The organism is Streptomyces sp. FIT100, assembly GCF_024584805.1.
Taxonomy (GTDB): Bacteria; Actinomycetota; Actinomycetes; order Streptomycetales; family Streptomycetaceae; genus Streptomyces.
The window spans coordinates 6,500,380-6,523,761 of record NZ_CP075715.1 but is presented as its reverse complement, the minus strand read 5'-3'; the positions used below and the strand labels follow the sequence as shown (position 1 = coordinate 6,523,761).

Annotated in this window: 17 protein-coding genes; 7 read left to right on the top strand and 10 right to left on the bottom strand. The window is 71.2% G+C overall.

Features of this window, described 5'->3' with window-relative positions:
• Positions 1-124 precede the first annotated feature (124 nt).
• Positions 125-919 carry a GntR family transcriptional regulator gene (locus KK483_RS29270; protein ID WP_399015262.1) on the bottom strand — a complete coding sequence of 265 codons (795 nt, stop codon included), beginning with the start codon at positions 917-919 and terminating at the stop codon, positions 125-127.
• A gap of 151 nt (positions 920-1,070) precedes the next feature.
• Here KK483_RS29270 and KK483_RS29265 point away from each other — a divergent pair, with 151 nt between their 5' ends.
• On the top strand, positions 1,071-1,928 hold the full coding sequence (locus KK483_RS29265) for a (2Fe-2S)-binding protein (protein WP_262008209.1): 858 nt from the start codon (positions 1,071-1,073) through the stop codon (positions 1,926-1,928).
• A gap of 202 nt (positions 1,929-2,130) precedes the next feature.
• Positions 2,131-3,228: a DUF2637 domain-containing protein gene (locus KK483_RS29260; protein ID WP_262008208.1), complete on the top strand. Its 1,098-nt coding sequence runs from the start codon at positions 2,131-2,133 to the stop codon at positions 3,226-3,228.
• A 103-nt stretch (positions 3,229-3,331) separates the two neighbouring features.
• Here the strand turns inward: KK483_RS29260 and KK483_RS29255 are convergent, their stop codons facing one another.
• From KK483_RS29255 to KK483_RS29240, 4 genes are all read right to left on the bottom strand, one after another.
• The gene (locus tag KK483_RS29255; RefSeq protein ID WP_262008207.1) at positions 3,332-3,739 is read right to left on the bottom strand and encodes an ATP-binding protein; all 408 of its coding nucleotides are present in this window, start codon (positions 3,737-3,739) and stop codon (positions 3,332-3,334) included.
• A gap of 136 nt (positions 3,740-3,875) precedes the next feature.
• Positions 3,876-5,618 carry a pyruvate dehydrogenase gene (locus KK483_RS29250; protein ID WP_262008206.1) on the bottom strand — a complete coding sequence of 581 codons (1,743 nt, stop codon included), beginning with the start codon at positions 5,616-5,618 and terminating at the stop codon, positions 3,876-3,878.
• A gap of 53 nt (positions 5,619-5,671) precedes the next feature.
• Positions 5,672-7,174, bottom strand: a complete 1,503-nt coding sequence (locus KK483_RS29245; protein WP_262008205.1) for a protein phosphatase 2C domain-containing protein — start codon at positions 7,172-7,174, stop codon at positions 5,672-5,674.
• Positions 7,175-7,331: 157 nt separating this feature from the next.
• Complete coding sequence (locus KK483_RS29240) at positions 7,332-11,093, bottom strand: S8 family serine peptidase (protein ID WP_262008204.1); 3,762 nt, start codon at positions 11,091-11,093, stop codon at positions 7,332-7,334.
• Between the two features lie 198 nt (positions 11,094-11,291).
• On the opposite strand from KK483_RS29240, the gene KK483_RS29235 reads away from it, so the two are divergent.
• From KK483_RS29235 to KK483_RS29220, 4 genes are all read left to right on the top strand, one after another.
• A complete protein-coding gene (locus KK483_RS29235; RefSeq protein WP_262008203.1) occupies positions 11,292-12,290 on the top strand; it encodes a helix-turn-helix domain-containing protein in 999 nt (332 codons plus the stop codon).
• 190 nt (positions 12,291-12,480) lie between these two features.
• Entirely contained in the window at positions 12,481-12,963 is a 483-nt protein-coding gene (locus KK483_RS29230) for a DUF456 domain-containing protein (RefSeq protein ID WP_262008202.1), read from the top strand.
• Between the two features lie 181 nt (positions 12,964-13,144).
• Positions 13,145-15,493: a glycosyl hydrolase family 95 catalytic domain-containing protein gene (locus KK483_RS29225; protein ID WP_262008201.1), complete on the top strand. Its 2,349-nt coding sequence runs from the start codon at positions 13,145-13,147 to the stop codon at positions 15,491-15,493.
• Positions 15,494-15,682: 189 nt separating this feature from the next.
• Entirely contained in the window at positions 15,683-16,852 is a 1,170-nt protein-coding gene (locus tag KK483_RS29220; protein WP_262008200.1) for a glycosyltransferase, read from the top strand.
• 23 nt (positions 16,853-16,875) lie between these two features.
• Here the strand turns inward: KK483_RS29220 and KK483_RS29215 are convergent, their stop codons facing one another.
• The 5 genes from KK483_RS29215 to KK483_RS29195 form a co-directional block, all read right to left on the bottom strand.
• Positions 16,876-17,292 (bottom strand): low molecular weight protein-tyrosine-phosphatase, encoded by a 417-nt coding sequence (locus KK483_RS29215; protein ID WP_262008199.1) that lies wholly within the window; start codon positions 17,290-17,292, stop codon positions 16,876-16,878.
• Positions 17,280-18,428: a DegT/DnrJ/EryC1/StrS aminotransferase family protein gene (locus KK483_RS29210; RefSeq protein WP_262008198.1), complete on the bottom strand. Its 1,149-nt coding sequence runs from the start codon at positions 18,426-18,428 to the stop codon at positions 17,280-17,282. The genes KK483_RS29215 and KK483_RS29210 overlap by 13 nt, the downstream gene beginning before the upstream one ends.
• A complete protein-coding gene (locus tag KK483_RS29205) occupies positions 18,425-19,444 on the bottom strand; it encodes an ATP-grasp domain-containing protein (RefSeq protein ID WP_262008197.1) in 1,020 nt (339 codons plus the stop codon). The genes KK483_RS29210 and KK483_RS29205 overlap by 4 nt, the downstream gene beginning before the upstream one ends.
• Positions 19,445-19,447: 3 nt before the next feature.
• Complete coding sequence (gene rfbB / locus KK483_RS29200) at positions 19,448-20,461, bottom strand: dTDP-glucose 4,6-dehydratase (RefSeq protein ID WP_262008196.1); 1,014 nt, start codon at positions 20,459-20,461, stop codon at positions 19,448-19,450.
• Between the two features lie 503 nt (positions 20,462-20,964).
• Positions 20,965-21,585, bottom strand: a complete 621-nt coding sequence (locus tag KK483_RS29195) for an ATP-binding protein (protein ID WP_313879488.1) — start codon at positions 21,583-21,585, stop codon at positions 20,965-20,967.
• 370 nt (positions 21,586-21,955) lie between these two features.
• On the opposite strand from KK483_RS29195, the gene KK483_RS29190 reads away from it, so the two are divergent.
• Positions 21,956-23,347 (top strand): Tat pathway signal protein, encoded by a 1,392-nt coding sequence (locus KK483_RS29190; protein ID WP_262008195.1) that lies wholly within the window; start codon positions 21,956-21,958, stop codon positions 23,345-23,347.
• Positions 23,348-23,382 lie beyond the last annotated feature (35 nt).

Genomic DNA, 23,382 nt, shown 5'->3' with positions numbered 1-23,382 from the left:
GGCGCGGCGCGTTCCAGGTCGCCGGAGGTCAGACACAGGCGCGGCCCGTCCGGGGCCGTGACCCGGCGCAGCAGTGCCGCGGCGGCGTCGGGGCCCGTGGCCGCCGGGGCGTTGCGAGGTGCCTTCAGCGGTCCGCCCCCGTGAAGTGCTCCCGCACCAGTGCCTGCACCACCGGGAGGTCCTGCGCGACCAGGGCCTCCAGCAGCGCCGAGTGCTCGGCGGCGTCGGCGACGAGGTCGGCGCGGCGCAGGGCCGGGGCGCTGGTGAGGGGCCATTGGGCGCGGCGGTGGAGATCGTCGGCGACAGCGACGAGCTGCTCGTTGCCGGCGAGGGAGAGGACCGCGCGGTGGAAGGCGCGGTCGGACTCGGCGTAGCGGGCGCGGTCGCCGGTCGCCGCGGCCGCGGCGGTGGCGTCGGCGAGAGGGCGCAGCTCGTCCCACCGGGCGGCGGGCACGGTGCGGGCGAGCCGGAGCATGACCGGGACCTCGATGAGGGCCCGCACCTCGGCGAGGTCGGCCAGTTGGCGTGCGCAGCGCTCGACGACGCGGAAGCCGCGGTTCGGGACGACCTCCACGGCGCCTTCGAGAGCGAGCTGCTGCATCGCCTCGCGCACGGGGGTCGCCGACACGCCGAAGCGTTCGCCGAGCACCGGGGCGGAGTAGACCTCGCCGGGGCGAAGTTCCCCGCTGACCAGGGCCGTGCGCAGGGATCGGAGGATCTGGCCGCGGACCGAGTGGCGCTGGACGGCGGCACGGGGAGCGGGCGAGCCGGGCGGGGGCGGCTCGCTGTGCGTGTGCTCGCCCCGGGCCGGTTCGACGGCCCGGCTCGCCTGTTCCGGTATGCGCGCCTCCGCCTCGGTCCCGTACGAGAACGCGTACGGGCGCGCCGCGGCGGCCTCGCGCGCTCTGCCCTGCTCCACCCGGGTCCTCCTCCGGCGTCGTCCCGGGGCCCGGGTCGCGCGCCGCGGGCCCCCTGTGCACCATAGGCGGACGGGCCGACAGTTCAAACATCGATCGCATCGGGTAAGGTAAGGCTAACCTGCTAACGATCGCGATTCGGTGGTCCCCCGAATGACCATTCCCGCCGTTCTCCCCAGCTCACGGCCCGTCGCCGGCACATCGCCCTGCACGGACGCGTATGCGCGCATGTCGGAGGTTTTTCCCGGGCTGCGTGTGCAGGAACTGGCGGACGGCGAGCAGGCGCCCCGGGGCGGCGGCTGGGTCGCGGCGGCGGACCTGGCGGCCGGCGGCCCGGCCCTCGACGCGTTCCTCGCCTGGGACAACGCGCAGGTGCTGCGGGACTACGGGCAGCAGGCCCGCCCCGACGTGGTGGCCAGCTTCGGACTGCACCGCTACGCCTGGCCGGCCTGTCTGCTCATCACGGTCCCCTGGTTTCTCGACCGCAGGGTGCCGCGCATACCCGTCGAGGACGTCTCCCTCCAGCGTGCCCTCGGCCGGATGACGGTCCGGGTCCGCGACTTCGCCTGCCTGCCCGGCGACCCGGCGGCCGCGCTGCCCGGCGCCCGCGTCGTACCGGACGAGGACGCGCTGCGCGCGGAGGTGCGGGACGCCGTCGCCGAGCACATCGCGCCCGTGCTCGGCGGTTTCGGGCCACGCATGCGCCGCCGCGGCCGCGCCCTGTGGGGCATGGCCACGGACGAGATCGTCGAGGGCCTGTGGTACATCGCGGATCTGCTCGGCGAGGAGCGGCGGGCGATGGCGGAGCTTGAGGCGCTGCTGCCCGGCACGACCAAGCCGTACGTGGGCACGGCGGGCTTCCGCGAGCTCAGCGGGCCCGACGGCCGGGCGCTGCCCACCCGCGACCGGGCGAGCTGCTGCCTCTTCTACACACTGCGCCCCGAGGACACCTGTGTGACCTGTCCGCGCACCTGTGACGCCGACCGCGTGCGCAGGCTCAGCGCCTCGTAGGCGATCGAACTCATATCCCCCTTCCCCGCCGTGCGTTCGAGAAGAAGGCACCTATTCGCGGGCCCCGTCCCCTCCTTCGCGCCCTCTTGCGGTGAAACTCCCTGCCCGTCACGGCACTTCGGCCAGTATGGCGCGCGATATCGCCGTGCCGCGACGCAGACGCAAAGCGCAGACGCAGACGCAAGGATGCAAGGGACCCCGCATGATGATCACCGAGATATCGCTGAACTGGCTGCTCGCGGGCGGCGTGATGCTTGCGGGAGTCGTCGGGGCGGTGGCGGTGCTCGCGCGCGGCAGGCGCGCCCGTGACGGCGCCGCGGCCGACGACTCCTGGGAGCGCAGCGAGGAACGCCGCCGGCGCAAGGAGGCGATCTACGGCACCGCCTCCTATCTGCTCCTCTTCTGCTGTGCCGCGGTGGCCGCCGCCCTCTCCTTCCACGGCCTGGTCGGCTTCGGGCAGCAGAATCTGAACCTCTCCGGCGGCTGGGAGTACCTGGTCCCCTTCGGCCTCGACGGCGCCGCCATGTTCTGCTCGGTGCTCGCGGTCCGCGAGGCCAGCCACGGTGACGCCGCCCTCGGCTCCCGGCTCCTGGTGTGGGCGTTCGCGGGCGCCGCCGCCTGGTTCAACTGGGTGCACGCGCCGCGCGGCATCGACCACGCGGGCGCCCCGCAGTTCTTCGCGGGCATGTCGCTGTCGGCGGCGGTGCTCTTCGACCGCGCGCTGAAGCAGACCCGCAGGGCCGCACTCCGCGAGCAGGGCCTGGTGCCCCGCCCGCTGCCGCAGATCCGGGTCGTACGGTGGCTGCGGGCGCCCCGGGAGACCTTCGGCGCCTGGTCGCTGATGCTCCTGGAGGGCGTGAGGACGCTGGACGAGGCGGTCGACGAGGTGCGCGAGGACCGGCGGCAGAAGGAGCAGGAGCGCACGCGCCGGCGCGACCGGGAGAAGCGGGAGCGCGCCCATCTGCGGGCGCTGAACCGGCAGCACCGGGCGTGGGGCCGCGCACGCGGCGGGCGCCCGGTGGACATCGCCGCCCACACGGTGACCGGCTCGGCCACTCCGGCAGCGGCCACGGCGGCGCAGGCCACGGCCGTGGAAGCCGGCGCGGCGGCCGAGCCAGGACAGCCGGCGCAGTCCTCCCGGCCCTCCCGGCCCTCGCTCCAGGCCGTGAAGACTGCCGAGGGCGGCGCAACGGGCACACCTGTCACCGTCGACCTCACCGCCGAGGACGAGACCCAGACGCTCCCCCGGCTCGACTCGCTGGAGCGGAAACTCAAGGATCTGGAGCAGCAGTTCGGCTGAGCCCCCACGACACCGGCGTCGGCACGGACACGGACACCAGCTCCGGCACCGGCGGCGGCAGCGGCACCGGCACCGGCACCGGCGGGCAGACCGCGAGGGACCCTCAGGTCTGCCCGCCGTCCAGCTCGAACCAGACCACCTTGCCCGCCGGATACGCCTGCACGCCCCAGGCGTCAGCGAGGTTCTCCACGAGGAAGAGCCCGCGGCCGTTTGCCGAGTCGTCGGCCACCGCCACCCGCGGCTCGGGCAGCCCCGGTGTGAAGTCCCGCACCTCGACGCGGAGTCTGGCCGGGGCGACCGTCGCCGTCACCACGGCGCCCTCCTCGGTGTGCAGCAGCGCGTTGGTCACCAGCTCGCTCACGAGCAGCTCCGCCACCTCGGCAGAGCCCGGCTCGCCCCACTGGCCCACCAAGGTGCGGACGGCTCTCCTCACCTCCGGCACGGCAGTGAGATCGGCACGCCCCACCCTGCGGTGCCATTGTCCGGACCTTTCCTGACGCCTCGTCTTCATCCCCCACTGCACGTCGGAACGGTCCTCTCTCCCGGGCCCCCGGCCACACCCTGTCGACTTTGTCGACCTTGTCGAACAAGCACTCCCAAATGCATGCCCCGGCCCCGTCCCGCCACGCATGCCGATTTACACGGCGTTACGGACGTGGCACGTTCCGCAGATTCGAACGGGCCATCTGGACCATCCGCCCGACGCCCCCGTCCAGCACGATCTTGCTGGCCGAGAGCGCGAACCCGGTCACCATCTCGGCGCTGATTCGCGGCGGGATCGAGAGGGCGTTGGGATCGGTGACCACGTCCACGAGCGCCGGGCCCTTGTGGGCGAAGGCGTCCTTCAGCGCTCCCGCGAGCTGCTTCGGCTTCTCCACGCGCACGCCGAAGGCGCCCGCTGCCCGTGCGATCGCCGAGAAGTCCGGGTTGCGGTTCGTCGTCCCGTACGACGGCAGGCCCGCGACCAGCATCTCCAGCTCGACCATGCCCAGCGAGGAGTTGTTGAAGAGGACGATCTTCACCGGAAGGTCGTACTGGACGAGGGTGAGGAAGTCGCCCATCAGCATGGCGAACCCGCCGTCGCCGGACATCGACACGACCTGCCGGTCGCGGTCGGTGAACTGCGCTCCGATGGCCTGGGGAAGGGCGTTCGCCATCGAACCGTGGGTGAACGAGCCGATGATCCGCCGGCTGCCGTTCGGCGAGATGTAGCGGGCGGCCCACACGTTGCACATCCCGGTGTCGACGGTGAACACGGCGTTGTCGTCGGCGAGTTCGTCGAGGACTGCGGCGACGTACTCCGGGTGGATCGGGACGTGCTTGTCGACCTTGCGGGTGTAGGCCCTGATGACGCCTTCCAGGGCGTCGGCGTGCTTCTTCAGCATCTTGTCGAGGAAACGGCGGTCGCTGCGGATCCGCACCCGGGGGGTGAGGCAGCGCAGCGTCTCGCGCACATCGCCCCAGACGGCGAGGTCGAGCTTGGAGCGGCGGCCGAGGTGTTCGGGCCGCACATCGACCTGGGCGATCTTGACGTCGTCGGGGAGGAAGGCGTTGTACGGGAAGTCGGTGCCGAGCAGGATCAGCAGGTCGCAGTCGTGCGTCGCCTCGTACGCGGCACCGTAGCCGAGGAGGCCGCTCATACCGACGTCGTAGGGATTCTCGTACTGAATCCACTCCTTGCCGCGAAGCGCATGGCCGACGGGTGACTTGATGCGCTCCGCGAACTGCATGACCTCGGCATGAGCACCGGCCGTTCCGCTGCCGCAGAAGAGGGTGATGCGTTCCGCCTCGTCGATCATCCGGGCGAGGGCGTCGATCTCCGCGTCGCCGGGGCGGACGCTGGGGCGGGTGGTGACGAGGGCGTGCTCGACGGTCTTCTCGGGTGCCTGCTGCGAGGCGATGTCGCCGGGGAGGGAGACCACGCTGACGCCGCTGCGGCCGATCGCGTGCTGGATCGCCGTCTGGAGCAGCCGGGGCATCTGGCGCGGGCTGGAGATCAGCTCGCTGTAGTGGCTGCACTCGCGGAAGAGCTGGTCCGGGTGGGTCTCCTGGAAGTAGCCGAGGCCGATCTCGGACGACGGGATGTGGGAGGCGAGCGCGAGGACCGGGGCCATCGAGCGGTGGGCGTCGTAGAGGCCGTTGATGAGGTGCAGGTTGCCGGGGCCGCAGGAGCCGGCGCAGGCGGCGAGCCGCCCGGTGATCTGCGCTTCCGCCCCGGCGGCGAAGGCGGCGGTCTCTTCGTGGCGGACGTGGATCCACTCGATGCCGGCGCGGCGGCGGACGGCGTCGACCACGGGGTTGAGGCTGTCGCCGACGACTCCGTACAGCCGCTGCACGCCCGCGCGGACGAGGATGTCGACGAACTGTTCTGCGACGTTCTGCTTGGCCATGGCTCCATCTATTCCACGGCCGTGCGGCTGCCGCCTGCCGGGTTAGGCCGTGCCTACGCCTCCCAGACCGCGCAGGCGGTGCGGTCGTCGGCGTAGCCCTTCACCCGGAGCTGGGTGTCCGCGAGATAGGCCGCGAGGCCGGGCGGCTCGCTCTCCCAGCGCCGGCCGAGCTCCTGAGCGAGCGCGGGCTCTCCGCGCAAGGGGTCGGCGAGGCCGGTGCTGCACAGGAGCAGAGTGTCGCCGGGGCGGGCGACGGAGGCGCGGAAGCGGAACGGTTCGGCGGGCGGCAGGACCGGGGAGGGGGACGGGGACGGGGCCGTCGTGAGGCCGAGGTCCATGGTGAGCCGGTCGCCGTCGGGGGTCTCCGGGGGCGGGGAGCCGTAGCCGACGACGGGGTCGCCCACGGTGGCCTCCGGATCGGGGACGAGCGGCTCGATGTCCTGCCAGGCGCCGTCGCGGAGCCGGAAGAGTCCGCCGCCGCCGATGCCGAAGAACACGCGGGTGCGGCAGTCCGGGTCGGCGGAGAGCAGCAGACAGCGCAGGCTCGCCGTGTACTCCTCGGGCGGCAGGCCGAGTTCGGCGGCGTGGGCGCGGAGCTTGCCGAAGGAGCGGTCGGTGAGCCGGTGCAGCCCGGACTTGAGGTCGCCGCGCCGTCCGGCCCTGATGTCCTCGCCGAGCCGGGCATGGCTGCGGCCCACGGCGCCCCCGATCCACCGGGTCGCGTCGGCAGCCGCCCGATGGGCTCCCTCGGTGGCCCGCGCCCCGGTCGCCACGGCGACCAGCACGAGTGCCCCCTCGCCGACCCCGAACCGGGCGACCAGCAGGGCGTCCCTCCGGGTCTCGCCCCGGTACCGGGCCGAGTCCCCGCGCACGGACGCGGCCCGCAGGGTGTACGCCCCGTATCGCGCCCCGTCGAGCACGGTGTCCGGGACCAACTCGCCGAGTTCCTGCGGCACCGCGGCCGGCAGGGCGGTGGGCTCGGCGGCGTAGGTGGGCGGCCGGTCGCCCACATGGCCGCTACGGGGCCGCGGGGGCGGTGCCGGGTGCCGGCGCGGCGCGGGCACACACGTGTCCGGATCGGCGGCACGATCCGCGCCGGGCTGCGGCGCGGAGGCCGGCGGTGGAGGTGGAGGTGGAGGTGGAGGCGCCGGTGGGGTGGCGGGTGGTGCCCACGGTGCGCCGGACGGGGACGACGGGGCCTCCTCCCACCATGCGCGGGGGCGGGGACCGACAGGCGGGGCCGGGGGCACCGTACCGCTGCCGGCAACGGTGCCCTTCCCGGCAGCGGGAGGCGTCGGCCCGTCCGCGGACGGGCCGTCCGCGGTCGCCCTGGCCGCAGTCGTCGAGCCGTCCGAAGTCATCGGGCCGTCCGAAGTCATCGGGCCGTTCGAAGTCGTCGGGCCGTCCGCGGTCGTCGTGTCCACCGCGGAGTGGAAGCGGTCGTCCAGCGTGTCGCCCGCCCGCGCCGCGGGGCCGGTGTCCGGGGCGGACTCGTCGTACAGCCGGCTCCACCAGTCGTCGTCGGCGTTGGCGGGCTTCTCCCCCTGCTGACTCATGCCCCTATTGTCCACCGCAAAGCGCAGCGGAAAACGGCCCAACGGGAGATTTTGTCCGCGAAGGAGTGCATGCACGCACGCACCGACGGACGCCCTACGGAGTCCGCCGGGCGGCCCCACCCCCCACGGGAAGGACGCCCGGCGGACGTTCGGGTGGTCAGCGCACGTCGTACGCGCGCACCACGGTTTGAGTGACGGAGTTGCCGTTCGCGTCGGTCAACTCGGCCCTGACGGTGACCGGTTCACCGCTCCGGCCGGCGTGGTCCACGGTCGCGGTCCATCTGCCGTCGCCGCGCTGCCGCGCGGTCTTCGCCTCGGTCCAGCTCGCTCCGCCGTCGTACGAGTACGACAGCTTCGCCGAGACCAGCGCACCGGGCGTGTATCCCGCGTGCCCCGATACGGCGAGCGTGAGCTTCTGGCCGTCGGCCGCCGGGACGGTCTTCAGCCCGTCCTCGGGAAGGCCGATGATTGGGAAGAGGAGCGGGATGCCCTGAGAGTACGCGCTGTCGTCGCGCGCGGAGCGGAACGTCCACACGGTGGACAGCTCCGTCGAGCGCTTCCAGACCGCGGCGGGCTGCCCGATCTTCAGGGTGTTCATGGTGAGTCGGTACGAGGCGTCGCCGGCCGGGACCTGGAAGACCCCGAACGGGTAGCCGGTGCTGCCGACTTCCTCGCCGTTGCGCGTCAGCGTCAGATTGCCGATGTCGCCGAAGGACCCGGCCGCACCGTCGTGCTCGCTGTCGCCCCAGAAGGCGGTGGCGACGCCGATCAGGTCGCCCTGTCGCTCGGCGGCGAGCACCGGCTTGCCCGCCGCGTCGCGCGGGGCGGTCGGGGCGACGACGCCGCCGTACCAGGACTCGGCGCGCCGCTCTCCGCTCCTGTAGGCGTGCGGGCGGCCGAGCATGAACTCGCCCCAGGGGAAGCTGCTGGAGACCGTCTGCGCGTAGGACGTGGTCCCTGCCGAGTGGTACTCGGTGCGCGTGCCCGGCGCCGCGACCACGTCGACGAGCCCGCCGAGGTAGATGGTCTGCCCGGTGTCCGGGCGCACCGCGGAGACGGTGTCCAGGTAGTCGGCGGGGGTGCCCATCGCGCGGTACGTCGCCTCGGTCGCGCCGAGCCTGCTGTCGCGGACCCGGTAGGTGCGGTCCGAGGTGATCGGGCCGTTCTCGGGGAAGGCGAGGTTGTAGACGTACGGGCTCTTCGCGGTGGCCTTCCAGCGCAGCGTGACCGGTCCGGCCGCGAGCCGTGTGAGCAGACCGGCGGCCTCGTCGGAGGGCACGGAGAGCGCGGGCAGCTGAGCGCCGAGGAACCCGGCGGTCGGGTACCAGGCGCCGGGCGCGGCCCGGTGGGCGATCAGGGCGGCGGCGCCCGCGGCCTTGGCGGCCTGGGCCTGGGCGCCGACGGAGGTGCTGTCGTCGGGAACGCGGACGAGGACGATCCGGCCCTTGGCCCCGGCCGCGGCGAGCTCCGCCGCCGTGCCCGTGCCGGCGTCGACGAGCCGGGCCGCACCCGTGCCGTCGAGGTTGGCGGCGCCGAAGCCGGAGGTCAGCGGGTGCAGCACGGGGCCGCCGGTGACGGCGAGTTCGCTGATCTGCGGGGCGTAGCGGCGCCAGTAGCTGCCGAACTCGAAGTCGCCCTCGTGTGCGCTGCCGTCGACGGAGGCGTGGAACTGCTGGATCTGGCGGGATCCGGTGATCGTTCCGGCGTGGAGCCAGCCGTCCCAGGAGCGGGCGAAGGCGAGGGTGCCGGCGCGGTTCTCCCCGGGTCTGTCGGTGGTCACCTTCAGGCGGTGGGCCTTGCGGGCGTCGAGGACGACCGTGGTGTCCTTGACCAGCTCCAGCTGCGGGCGGCCGAAGTAGGAGATGCTCTCCTGGCCGTCGACGGGGCCGGTGACGAAGGAGGAGAGGAAGTAGGAGCCGGGGCGCAGCCGGTAGATCTGGTCGGCGGCGCCTTCGTTGAAGCGGCGTTCGCCGGTGGCGGTGTCGGTGCCGATGACGTCGAGCGAGGACGCGCCCGAGGCCGGGTTTCCGGCGCGGTCGACGAGCTTGACGCGCAGGGTGACGGTCTCCGGTTCGACGTGGAGCGCGAAGGGGGTGGAGACATGGACGCCGCCGCGCGCGGTGGCGATGACCCGTCCGGTGAGGTCGCCGTACTGGGCGCGGTCGAGGCGTGCGGACGGGTCGAGGATCAGCGGGACCTCGGCGGTGGCGCCCGCCTGCACGGTGACGGAGCGGGTGCCGAGCCGGGCGGGGGTGGAGCGCACGCGCGAGCCGTCGTTGCCGGTCACATCGGTGACATCGAGGTCGAGTCCGACCGGCGTGGTGCCGTGGTTGGTGTAGGGCAGTGTGACGGTGGTGCGGTCGCTGCTGTGCTGCGGCCAGTTGAAGGCGCCGCCCTGGACGGCGGGTGCACCGGTGACGGTGGCGCCGACGGCGGCCTCGACGTCGAGCCGGCCGGCACCGGTCTCGCGTACGTCGCCGGGGACCGTGGCCTTCGCGGACGAGACGAGCGCGGCCTTGAGTTGCTGAGCGGTCCAGTCGGGGTGGCGCTGCTTCAGGATGGCCGCGGCGCCCGCGACATGGGGGGTGGCCATCGACGTACCGGACATGGACTGGTACGCGTACACGCCGCGGCCGCCCGCGGCGGCGGCGGAGATGGCGACGCCGGGCGCGGCGATCTCGGGCTTGAGGGTGTGCGAGACGATCGCGGGGCCGCGGCTGGAGAAGTTCGCGGTGGAGTCGTCGCGGTCGACGGCGCCGACGGTGAGGACGCCGGGCGCGCAGGCCGGCGAGGAGACCGTGTTGAGCGCGGGGCCGGAGTTGCCCGCGGCGACCACGAACAACGTGCCGGACGTCCGGGCGAGTTCCTCGGCGGCGACGCCCATGGGGTCGGAGCAGTCCGTGGGCTCCTGGCTGCCGAGGCTCATGGAGACGACGTCGGCCCGCTGGTCCACGGCCCACTGCATGCCGGCGATGATCCAGGAGGTGGCGCCCTCGCCGTAGTCGTTGAGGACCTTGCCGTTGAGGAGGTCCGCTCCCGGGGCGACGCCCTTCATCTTCCCGTCGCTCGCGGCGCCGGAGCCGCCGACGGTGGAGATGGTGTGGGTGCCGTGGCCCTGGCGGTCGCCGGCGTCCGCGGCGTCCGTGAAGTTCTGCTGGGCGGTGATCCGGCCCTTGAGATCCGGGTGTTCGGCGTCGGCGCCGGTGTCGAGGACGGCGACCTTGGTGCCCTTGCCGTCGTATCCGGCGGCCCATGCCTCGGGGGCGTGGACCTGCTTCGTGGAACGGTCCAGCGTGGCCCGGACCTTGCGGTCGAGCCAGAGCTTGTCCAGGCCGGCTGCGGCGCGTGAGCGCGGGCTCGTGACATCGGCCCAGAAGCCTGCGGTCTGCTTCTTGTCGGCCTTCAGGGCGACGCCGCCGACGGCGGGCAGCACCAGGGAGCGCTCGGCGCCGCGCGGGACGGCCGGGGCGGAGCGGGCTACGTCGGTGCCGTAGACGGCGATGAGCGGCAGGGTCTTGCTGTGCGCGTCGTCGTAGCCCTGCCGGATCAGCCCGGTGACGTTGAACAGCTCCTGGTCGACCCGGCCCGCGGCGAGCGCGCCGGTCGCGCCCTCCGGGTAGACGTACAGGTCCTTGCCCGACTGGCGGGTCTGGAGCAGCGGTACGGTCCCGTCCTCGCGCGGCAGCGCCGTCGCCGCGGGGCTCTCGGTGCCCGCGCCGCGCACCAGGACCCGGTCGCCGGTGACGAGGGTGACCGTGACGGGCTGTCCCCCGGCGGCCGTTGCCGCCCGCGTGCCGGTCAGCGGTCGGTTTCCGGCCGGTCCGTCCTGCGGCCCTGCGGCCTCGGACGGGGCGACCGCGGTCACGGCCAGGACGGCGGCGGTGGCTGCCCCCAGGACCGTTCGCGATATCGGGCGCATCGCTCTCCCCAGTGAATTTCCGGACACAGACAGCCAAAGCGCTCATGTCCGGAGGCTGTTGGTGCTGCGGTGGCGCCACCTTGGCAGAGCGACGGACGATGCAGGGATGATGCGGGCGGCGGGTTTACGCCGTGGCCGCTTTCCGCCACGATCATGTCCTGCGTACAGCGAACGCACAGGTCCGGGGAGGGGTCAGGGGTGCTGGGAGCGATAGGTCTCGATGCTCGGCAGGAGTCGGCGTACCGGGCGCTGGTGGCGCTGGGCGCCGCGGAGGTGCCCGATCTGGCGCACCGGCTCGCGCTGCCGGAGACGGACACCGAGAGTGCGCTGCGCCGGCTGGAACGGCACGGTCTCGCGGCGCAGTCGTCCGCCCGCACCGGCCGCTGGGTGGCGGCGCCGCCCGCGGTCGCGCTCGGGGCGCTGCTCACCCAGCAGCGCCACGAGCTGGAGCAGGCGGAGCTGGCGGCGGCGCTGCTCGCGGAGGAGTACCGGGCGGAGGCGGCGGAGCCGGCCGTGCACGACCTCGTCGAGGTGGTGACGGGAGCGGACGCGGTGGCCCACCGCTTCCTCCAGCTTCAGCTGGGCGCCGCGGACGAGGTGTGCGCACTGGTCACCGGCAAGCCGGTGGTGGTGTCGGGGACGGAGAACGAGGCGGAGGAGCGGGCCTCGCAGCGCGGGGTCGCGTACCGCATCGTCATCGAGCGCGAGGTGCTGGCGCTGCCGACCGGGCTCACCGAGGTGTCGGCGTCGCTCGGCCGCGACGAGCAGGTCCGGGTCGTGGACCGGGTGCCGACCAAACTCGTCGTCGCGGACCGGGCGCTGGCGATGGTGCCGCTGACCGGTCGGGGTTCGGAGCCCGCGGCGCTGGTGGTCCACGCGAGCGGACTGCTGGAGTCCCTGATGGGGCTGTTCGAGTCGGTGTGGCGGGATGCGCTGCCGCTGCGGCTCGGCGCGGGCGCGCAGCTGACGGAGGAGAGCACGACCGGTCCCGACGCGACCGATCTGGAGGTCCTGTCGCTGCTGCTTGCCGGGATGACGGACGCGAGCGTCGCCAAGCAGCTGGACCTGGGGCTGCGGACCGTACAGCGACGGGTCAAGGGGCTGATGGAGCTGGCCGGGGTGACGACGCGGCTGCAGCTGGGCTGGCATGCGTACGAGAAGGGGTGGGTGGCCCGCGAGCCGGGGTCCGGCGCGTAGGACCGGGATCCGGCACGCAGGACCAGGATCCGGCTCTGCACGGGCGGGATCCGGCACGCAGGACCAGGATCCGGCTCTGCACGGGCGGGATCCGGCACGCAGGACCGAGCCCCGGTTCGGCACGGGCGGACTCACGGCCCGCCACCATGCGCGACCTGCGCGGCCGGTGGGGCTCCTGCACGCTGGGCGGATGGAGGCATGGCAGCTCGTCCTGGTCGGCATGGTGATGCTGCTCGGCCTGTGCGGGGTGCTGGTCCCCGGCGTTCCCGGCACCTGGCTCGTCTGGTCCGGGGTGGCCTGGTGGTCCCTTCACGAGAGGACCACCCTGGCCTGGTGGGTGCTGGTCGGCGCGACCGCGCTGCTGCTGGTCGATCAGACGGTCGTCTGGCTGCTGGGTCCGCGGCGGCTGCGCGGGGTGGGCATCACCCCCCGGATGGCGCTGTTCGCGGGGGCGGGGGCGCTGGTCGGCTTCGTCCTGCTGCCCGTCGTGGGCGCGGTGCTGGGCTTCGTCGGCGGGGTGTACGGCAGCGAGCGGCTGCGGCTGGGCGGGCACGGCGAGGCGATGCTGTCGACGCGGACGGTGATGCGTGCCGCGGGGACGAGCATCCTGGTGGAGCTGCTGGGGTGTCTGCTGGTGGCGGGGGTGTGGGTGGGTGCGGTGATCCGGGGCTGAGTGCGGGTGGGCGGGGACGGATGGGGATGGGCAGGGAGGGGATGGGCAGGGAGGGGATGGGCAGGGAGGGGCGACCGGGTTCCGAGGCACGGAGACACATCGGATCTCTCCCACCCCATTGACAGCGCCATGCCACATTCCTAACTTCCGCAAGGAAAGAGCTCGGATGAATGGAGGCGTCATGGTCAGCCTGTCCAGAAGGTCCGTTCTCGCCGGCGGTACGGCGGTCGGCAGCGCGCTCGTCGCCGGGGGCGCGGTGTCCGGTCCCGCACACGCCGCCACGCCCCCGGCCGGTGGCGCCGCCTCCCTCCGCGCCGACGCCGCCGGCCCCCGCGAGGACATCTGGCGCACGGTCCTCGACGACGCCGACCTCGTCTGGCGGCGGTCGCCCGCGACCTGGTACGAAGGGCCGTTCCTCGGCAACGGATACCTGGGCTCCGGCATCTACGCCGAGCCCGGCCCGGGCGCCAACGCGATCCGCTTCACCGTCCAGCACTCCGAAGTCCAGGACCACCGCCCGGAGTTCGGCTCCCTCTTCGGTCTCGCGCGGCTGCCCGTCGGCCACTTCACCCTCGAACCCGTCGGCACCGTCACCGCCGTCGACTGGCGGCTGCGGCTGCGCGACGCCGAACTGACCGGCAGCCTCACCACCACCGCGGGCACGCTGCACCTGCGTGGCTTCGTCCACACCTCCGCCTCCGTGCTCGTCGTCGAGGTCACCCCCAGCGAGGGAGAGCGCGGCTTCCGCTGGGTCTTCCACCCGGCCGAGGCGATCAGCCCGCGCGCCGCGTTCCGCCCGCTGCCGGAGGGCTACGAGGGCAACCCGCCGGCCGTCGTCGAACGGCACGGCGACGCGACCGCCGCCGTACAGCCACTGCTGGCGGGCGGTCAGCACACCACGGCCTGGCGCGAGACCACCCGCGGTGACCGGCGCACGCTGCATGTCTCCGTGGCGCGCTCCTTCCCCGGCACGACGGCGCGCGACCGGGCCCTGAAGGCCGTACGGGGCGCGTCGGCGGTGCCGTACGACGTGCTCGCACTCCCCCACCGCGTGTGGTGGCAGCGCTTCTACCGCAAGAGCTTCCTGTCCGTGCCGGACGCGCGATTGCAGCGCTTCTACTGGATCCAGCTCTACAAGACGGCTTCCGCCGCCCGCAGGGACGCACCCGTGATGGCGACCTGCGGCCCCTGGCTGGAACCCACACCCTGGCCCGCCACCTGGTGGAACCTCAACGTGCAGCTGGAGTACTGGTTGATCCACGGCTCCAACCACCTCGAACTCGACGCCGTCACCCGGGCGTTGAGCGAGTTCCGGGAGCAGCTGTCGGCCGAGGTGGCCCCCGCCTACCGCGCCGACTCGGCAGGGATGCCCCGCACCACCGACATACGGCTGCGCAACGGCTTCCACACACCCGCGGGGAACGGCTACGGGGTCGGCATCCCCGGCCAGAACCCTCCCACCCCCGAGATCGGCAACCTCGTCTGGGCGCTGCACAACGTCTGGCTGTCCTACCGCCACACCATGGACGAGTCGATCCTGCGCGACACCCTCTTCCCGCTGCTGCGCAAGGCGGTCAACTACTACCTGCACTTCCTCACGCCGGGAGCGGACGGCAGGCTGCATCTGCCGCCCACCTTCTCGCCCGAGTACGGGGTCGACGCCCCCGACTGCAACTACGACCTGATGCTGCTGCGCTGGGGCTGCCGCACGCTCCTCGACTCCGCGCGGGAGCTCGGCGTCGACGACCCCCTGACCGCGCGCTGGCAGGAGGTGCTCGCGAAGCTCGTGCCGTACCCCGTGGACGCCAACGGCTACATGATCGGCGCCGGGGTGCCCTTCGCCAAGTCCCACCGGCACTACTCCCACCTCCTCGCGGTCTACCCACTCCACGAGGTCACCGGCCGCACCCCCGGGGAACGGGCGCTGATCGAGACCTCGCTCGACCACTGGGTGAGCTTCGAAGGCGCCCTCCAGGGCTACACGTTCACGGGCGCCGCATCGATGTCGGCCCTGCTGGGCAAGGGCGAGGACGCGCTGACGTACCTGGGCGAGCTGATGCGCCGGTTCATCCAGCCCAACACCATGTACCAGGAGTCGGGCCCGGTGATCGAGACACCGCTGTCCGCGGCCCAGTCGCTGCACGACATGGTCTGCCAGTCCTGGGGCGGCGTCATCCGTGTCTTCCCGGCCCTCCCCGCCGTCTGGCGCGACGTCACGGTCCACGACTTCCGCACCCAGGGCGCCTTCCTGCTGAGCGCCGTACGGGAAGCCGGGGTGACCCGCTGGGTGCGGCTACGGAGCGAGGCGGGTGCGCCATGCACCGTGCGCCACGGGATCGAGGGCCCGGTCGACGTGCACGACGGTCGGGGGCGGCCGCTGCCGTACGAGGACCAGGGCGAGGGCGTCGTACGCATCCCCCTGCCCAAGGACGAGTCCGCGCTGATCACCGCCCGCGGCGACCGCCCGGACCTGACCATCCGCCCGGTCACCCCGACCGAACCGGCACCACCGTGGGGGCTGCCCGCCTGAGCGAACACGGCAGTGGCGCCTGTTCGTCTCACGCCTCCGACCGGGTGCAGGCACGTTGGCAGGACCGGGTTGGACATGCAGTCGACGGGCCTTTGGCTGTGGGAGGCTCGGGGCCTGGGCCGCCACGCCTCGCGGGCTCTGATCCCGCCCGATTTCGTGCAGTGTTCGAGAGTGACTGGAGCCGTCTCTGTGAGCAGCAATCACCGTCCCTTCCGCTTGGTCGTTACTGGTGGCGGGACTGGCGGGCACACATACCCGGCCCTGACTGCGCTGCGCACGCTTCAGTCCCGCCTTTCGGCGCAGGACCGCGGGCTGGAAGTGCTCTGGGTGGGTCAGGCCAACAGCTTGGAGTCGAAGGTCGCAGCCGCTGAAGGTGTGGCCTTCACGCCAGTCGCCACGGGCAAGATCCGCCGCTCGAAGAATCCGTTCAAGCTGGTCTCCCGGGCGAATGTGGCGGACATGAGTCGCGTCCCGATCGGCGTGCTCCAGGCCCGGAAAGCGATCAACAACTTCCGCCCCGACGTGGTGCTGGCGACCGGCGGATACGTTGCCGTGCCCGTCGGCATCGCGGCGACCCGGCTGTGCCATGTCCCCCTGGTCGTGCACGAGCAGACCGTGCGTCTGGGCCTGGCCAACAAGACGCTGGCCGGCGCGGCGACGCGGGTGGCGGTGTCCTCGGAGTCCACACTGCCGCTGCTTCCGGAAGGCGTGCGCGCCGCAGCGGTGGTGACCGGGAACCCGGTGCGAGCGGAGGTGTTCACCGGACAGGCCGACAAGGCCATCGACGCCCTGGGCTTGCGAGGGTTCGACCGGCGTCTGCCGACCGTCTACGTGACGGGCGGTGCGCAGGGTTCCCAGCAGATCAACCGCCTCGTGCGCGACGCACTGCCGTGGCTGCTGGAGCATGCCAACGTGGTCCACCAGTGCGGCCCGGACAATGTCACCGAGCTGCGGCAGCACACCGCGCACCTGCCCGCGCCGAGTGCAGCGCGCTACCACCTGACGGGGTACGTGGGCGCCGAGCTGCCCGACATCCTCGCGCTGGCCGACGTGGTGATCTCCCGAAGCGGTGCGGGAACAATCGCCGAGCTGACGGCACTGGGCAAGCCCGGAGTGTTCGTACCGCTCGCCACGTCGGCCGGGAACGAGCAGGCGCACAACGCGAGGCACTTGGCGGACAACGGGGCCGCCGTTGCACTGGTCGACGACGTGACCGCCGTGCGGCTCCGCGACGCTGTGGCGCCGCTGTTGACCGACCCCGAGCGGCGTGCGGCGATGGCTGAGCGCGCCCGCTCGTTCGGTCGTCCCGATGCTGCCGACCGCCTGGTCGACGTGATGCTCGCTGCGGCCGGAACGTAGGGCCCCAGCTCGACGGGGCGGCATCAGGGGAGGTGCTGGTTCACGGCCGCCTCGATGACGTCAGCGCAGGCGGTGAAGGCCGCCGAGTCACCCCCGTACGGATCGGGCACGTCCCGGTCACCGAGGTACAGGGCAAACTTGTGGATGGTGGTGTCGTCGGCCTGGCCACCCAGTTCTGTGAGGACCGCACGGTCCATGGCCAAGACGACGTCCGCCCACCCGACCAGTTCCAGGGTCACCCGCATGGCTCGGTGAGCAGTGAGGTCGAAGCCACGGGCCGCGGCGAGTTCAAGCATCCGCTCGTGAGCGGGCATGCCGGCCCATTTGTCCCGCAAACCCGCCGACCGGACCTCCACTGTCGCGCCTCCGTGGTACGCGAGCACGCTCGCGGCGTACGGCGAGCGGCAGATGTTGCCGAGGCACACGGTCAGGATGCGCACGGACTGCCCTTTCGGAGGGCACGCGCGAGGGCCAAGCAGACGTACCTGGCGTCCTCCTCGGTCATGGCCGGGTGAAAGGGCAGACTCATGAGCTGCTGCCCGGACTGCTCGGTGATGGGCAATGGCCGGTACCACCGCTCGAAGGCAGGTTGGGTGTGGTTCGGCGGGTAGTGCACGCCAACACCAATCCCCAGCTCTCGCAGTTCCGTAAAGACGCGGTCGCGGTCGTCAACGTGCACGACGCAGTTGAAGGGGACCGTACGGTCCACATCCACGTCGACCAGGCTCGCCCCGGCGCATGTGCGCAGGCGGCTCGCGTACGCGCGCCACAGGTCCTTCCGCTTGGCCGCTACGGCCTCGAATTGCTGGAGTTGGACCACGCCGACGGCGGCGTTCAGCGCCGACATAGTGGCTCGCAGGCCGAATCCCTCGACGGTGTACGAAGTGGTCGCAGCGCGCTGATGCTGGGACTGCGTGATACCGAGCGCGCGCAGGCTCCGCAGGGCATCCGCCTCCGCGGCGGTGCGCGGAACGACGCCGCCGCCCTGCCCGCAAGTGAGGTTCTTGATCGGGCCGAAGGAGAAACAGGTGAGCACACCTGGCTGCGCCCCGACAAGGATGCCTGCGCAGCGAGAGCCGAACGCGTGGGCTGCGTCCTCGATGACCACAATTCGCCTTTCGGTCAACTCGTTTCGAATGCTGGAGAGATCGACCGCCCTGCCTCCGTAGAGCACCGGAAGGACGGCGCGCGTGGTCGGCGTGAGCGCGGCCAGGACCTCGTGGGCTTCGATGCACAGCGTCTTCGGGTTGATCTCGATGAAACGCGGGTGGGCGCCGGAGGCGACGATCGCGTGGATCGTGGCGCAGTAGGTCTGCGACGGGACGATCACTTCGTCACCCGGACCGACGCCGGCGGCCAGGAGGGCGACATGCAGGGCGGCGGTGCCGGATGAGACCGCCACCATGTCAGACACTCCGAGGTAAGCGGCCACGGACTGCTCGAACTGCTCAACGAGGAGGTTGTGTCCGTACTGCCCAGCCTGTAGGGCTTCGGTCATCGCTGTGGCCTCCTGCCCGTGCAGGAACGGGCGGGCGTTCTCGGCTGCCTCGAAGGGATCGGGGGCGGCCATGGTCATCGCTCGTCCTCTCCTGACCCGCCATCGCCATGCCCACCAGTTGTATGCGCCGGGGGCCACGGGCCTACGGAGACGGTCTCGAAGCACTTGGTGAGGTACACGTTCGCCGTGTAGGCAAGCTGCGCGTGATCGACAGGGAGCTCGAAGAGGCCATTGAGGGTCTGCTGCACCAGGGCAGCCCCGGCCGCTTCAGCGAGGGGAAACGCCCCGGCAAGCCTGGCGTTCGTCTCGGTCACGATCACCCGGTCCCCGCCATCGCAGATGAAGCCCTGCACGCAGCAGGGGCCGACCATGCCGACGGCCGCCAGGGTGCGTTTGACCTGTTCAGCCACTTCGTCGTCATGGAACGTGCGGCTGACCACCGACAGACCGGCCTTGACCAGGAGCCGGTGGCGCAAGATGACGGAGGCGCGGCCCGTACGGTCGACGAGGCAGTCAGCCGTGAACTCTTGTCCGCGGACACGCGCTTGCACGATGGGATCGGGCACGAGTTCGCACAGCACCTTCGCTTGGGCGCGGGTCTCACAGAAGTGCACGCCCTGGGCGCCCTGCCCTTGACGGGGCTTGACAACGAGCGGCCCGTACTCCGGGGCCTCGTCGATGTCGGGCGGGAGGAACGTGATCGGTGTGGGGATCTCCTGGGCGCTGAGAACGGCGTGGAAGACCGCCTTGTCCCCAGCCGCAGCAACCGCGTCAGGACTGGGTAGCCACGTCCGCACCCCGAGCTCCGCCAGGATGTCTTGCTCCCGGACCAGGGCGGGCAGTTCATGCTCGACGGTGGAGATCAGCGCGTCGGGTTGCTCGTTGCGGCACAGCTCCAGCAGCAGCATGCCGAAGTCGGGGTGACCGCCCGGCGGCAGGATGCGAGGCGCGACGCCCTGCAGGGTGAGGCCGCAGGCAAGCGGGTTGGCGTCCGCGGCGATCACGTCGCAGCCGAGCCGCATCAGGTGGCGAGCGAGGTCGAAGCCCGGCGCGCCACCGGCGCCAGTCACCAGGATGCGCTTGGTCGGGGCCATGGCTCAGTCCTCCGCGAGTTCGATGACGTTGATTTCCGCCATGGGCGCTCCTGCATCGCACGCAGCCGGTGCCCACCGCTCGGGATGGCTGCGGTACCACTCGACGGTCTGCGCCAGTCCGTCCGAGAGCGACCAGGTGGGTCGGTAGCCGAGATCGTCTGCGATCTTCGACCAGTCCATCGCGTATCGGATGTCGTTGGACTTACGGTCCGGGATGTATGTCACCGAGCTCCAGTCGGCACCACACATACGTAACAGCAGCTTGGTGAGTTCTTTGCTGGTCATGTCGGTGCCGCCACCGATGTTGTACACCTCGCCGGGAATACCGGAGCGGAGGACGAGTTCGATGCCCTGGCAGTTGTCCTCGACGTGCAGCCAGTTGCGCACATGCTGGCCACGGCCGTGAAGCGTGACGGGCACGCCCTTGAGCAGGTTTGTGACAAACAAGGGGATGATCTTCTCTGGGTACTGGTGCGGACCGTACTGGTTGGAGGAGCGGGTTACGCACACTGGGACACCGTCGGTTCGGAAGGCGGACAACGCCATGACGTCGCTCGCGGCCTTGGACGCCGCGTACGGGACGGTCGCGTTGAGAAGGGAGCTTTCCGTGGCACAGCCAGTCGCCATCGGCCCGTAGACCTCGTCGGTGGAGACATGCACAAACTTCTGCACACCGTGGCGCCCGGCCGCGTCCAAGAGGGTGTGAGTACCCAGCACGTTGGTGGTCAGGAACGTTGCCGCTTCGAAGAGCGAGCGATCGACATGCGATTCAGCAGCGAAGTGCACGATCGCGTCGTGCCGTTGGACCAGTTCGTCGACGAGAGGCTGGTCGAGTATGTTGCCGCAGATGAAGCTGAGCTTCGGCGAGAGGAGAACGTCCGCCAGGTTCTCCTTTTGGCCGGCATAGGTGAGGGCGTCGAGGACGGTTACCTCGGCAGTGTCCTCACACGCCAGCAACCTCTTGACGAAGTGCGAGCCAATGAATCCGGCTCCGCCTGTGACCAGGATTTTGTCCATGGGACTGACCTATCTCGAGTGATGGTCGGTGCAAGTCGTCCGTGTGGAGCGAAGGGTGGAGAGCGTGATGCGCCCCGCCCGCCGTCTCGGAGCGTCACGCACCGGTCAACGGTCGGGTGGATGAGCGGGCCGGCCGCTGGCTCCCCCCACGGAGCCCGGCCGGGGCGCGGTCAGGCGCTGCTTCCTCCTGCAAGCGAAGGAGGCCCCGGTCTTGGAACTGCGCACCGGTGGGACGGCGTGCGGTGCAGGCATGCGGATCAGGGCGGCAGTCGCGGAAGGGGCAACCGGGGCGGACTGACAGACTGTCGTTCCTACAGACTGCGGGACGCGGGACGCGGCATGTCGCCGAGAGCTTCTTCAGGGGGTCAGTCAGCTCGTCGCTGATCCGCTCGTCAGCGAGGGAGCGGGGTAGGGGTAGGGGTAGGCGAGCCTGCGCTGCGTTCGTGCTTGGAGGTGCCAGGACGGCTCAGCAGCTCGGCGTCGGTTACGTAGGCGGTGACCCATCACGCCCTCCCCGCAGGGACGCGGAAGACGCACCATGTCGTCCCACCGTCTTCGCTGACGCCCCACTCCCGTGCGAGGACAGCGACGAGGAACAGGCCGCGGCCCGACACGTCTTCATCCGTTGCGGACCGCATTTGGGCGGGGGTGGGGTTGCCATCGGTGACCTCGATGCGCACATCGCTGTCGGAGTATCGGATCCGGAGCCCTACCTCTCCCGTTCCGTGCTCGATGGCGTTGGTGACCAGCTCAGAGACGGCGAGCACGATCTTCTCCGCCAGCTCCCCGTTCGCGTTGCACGGCTCCAGGAATGCGCCGGTGATTTGGCGTGCGCGGGCAACGCAGGCCGGATCAGGAGCGAAGGCCACCTCGAAGGCCCGCGACTTCCGAGTGATTGGCTTCGCGACTGCGGAGTCGCGGGTCACCGGGAGCCAGTCGCGCTGTACTGCTGCAGGCCAACGCCACCCAGGCGTAAGGCGCTGACGGTGGATCGGCCAGAAGAGGAATTCATGTGAGTTCTCCCGCTCGTCGAGTAGCTGACATACAAGAGCGAACCGCTGAACCAGGGTGATGGGTATGGGGTCAAGGGCTGGAACGTGGTCAAGGTGGTCAAAGATCGCCAATAGGTGTCGGTAGGCGCACCACGGGCCCTGGGAAGCAGAGCCCATGGAGGTCGAGAGCGCGCCGACGGCGTGCGACGCCCTTCTCCGAAGCCACCAGGCCGGGAGCGAGATCCTGATGGGTCTCCAGGACCGGCTCGTCGACGTCTGGATTGTCGTCGCTACCCGGGGGCCTCACCGTTACGATCCTCACGCCCGAAGACACCTCGTGGCAGAACACCGGCGGCCAGCGCCTGGACACGTTGGCTTCCACCACCGTGTCTGCACCAGGGTCAGTGGAACACTGCGTTGGATCTGTGTCCGTCCCGGAGCCACCTCCGGGGCGGCCTGGGCAACGTGGTCAAAGATCGTTCTTGAGTGGCCGGGGGGCAGGATGGCGCGACAGAGAAACGAGCAGCTTGCTGCTCTCCTCCTGGAAGCTGGCTGGTCACGAGCGCAGGCCACAGCCGCGTACAACCGGGTCGCCGCAGAGACACTGAACGGCGAAGTGCGGGAGAACTCCAAGATCGGACGCTCCCACGTGAGCATGTGGGTGGGAGGCGTCCAGCCGTCAGGGGTCGCGCCCGCTATTTTGTGCCAGACGCTGTCCCGTCGTCTGAAGCGTGACATCACGCCACAAGAGATCGGGTTTGCAGCTTCCGCCTCACCAGCGGGAGGGGCGCTGGACTGGCGCGTTGATCCGTTGATCGCGCTGAAGGACTTGGGGATTGGCGTGGACACGGACCGACGTCGACTGCTGGTGGACGGGGTGTACTCAGCAGCGGCCCTGATCCTGCCGAACGAGACGTGGTGGGACGCCATGTCTCGTCCGCCGACCGAGGAGTTCTCGGCGGGCAAACGTGTCGGCCGCGCAGACGTCGAGACCGTACGAGAGCTGACCCTGGCCTTTTCGCGCATGGACCAGCGGCGCGGTGGTGGCCACGGCCGACGGGCGGTCGACGAGTACCTGAGGCACGAAGCCCACAACTTCCTCCGGGGCCGGTTCACCGACGATGCGACCCGACGCGCGATGTTCTCCGCCTCCGCCGAGCTCGCGTACGTGTCGGGCTGGATGGCCTTTGACAACGGCGAGCATGCCGTCGCACTCCAGCGCTTCAACACCGCCGTGAAGCTCGCTGCCCGTTCCGGCGACGCACCCTTGAGCGGACACATCTTGCGTGCCATGGCACACCAGGCGCTCGACCTGGGCTTTCGCTGCGAGGCCCTCCAGATCGCTCAGGCGTCGGTGCACGGCGAGCGGTACACGGCAGCCGCTCCCCGCGAGCGAGCTCTCCTCGGCGTGGTGCATGCACGCACCCTCGCCGCGAACGGTCACAAGCAGCAGGCGGCAAGGGCACTGCTTCGCGCTGAGGACGACCTGTCGAACGCCCACGACGGGATCAAGGAACCGGACCGGACGTTCTTCTTCGGCGAGGCTTCCTTGGCACACGAGACCGCGTGCACCCTGCGAGATCTCGGCGACCGCCAACGGGCGGTCAAGGAGTTCCGGCGTTCCGTGCGCACGCGCGGCGTGGCGTTCCGGCGCACGCACGCGATCACCCTCGGGTACATGGGGGCGACGCAGATTGCCCAGGGCGGCGTCGAAGAGGCATGCGCGACGTGGACCAGCGTCCTTGACGCGATGGAGGACGGGATCTACTCCGGCCGGGCTCGGCAGGCGGTCGTCGACATGCGTCGCCTGCTGTCGCCCTACCGCAAGCGAGGTATCCCCGCAGTGGGTGTGCTCGACGCCCGCGCGGCCTCGTACCTGGCCCAAGTAGATTGATCACAAGCGTCATTGAGGCCGAGAAGAAGGGCTGG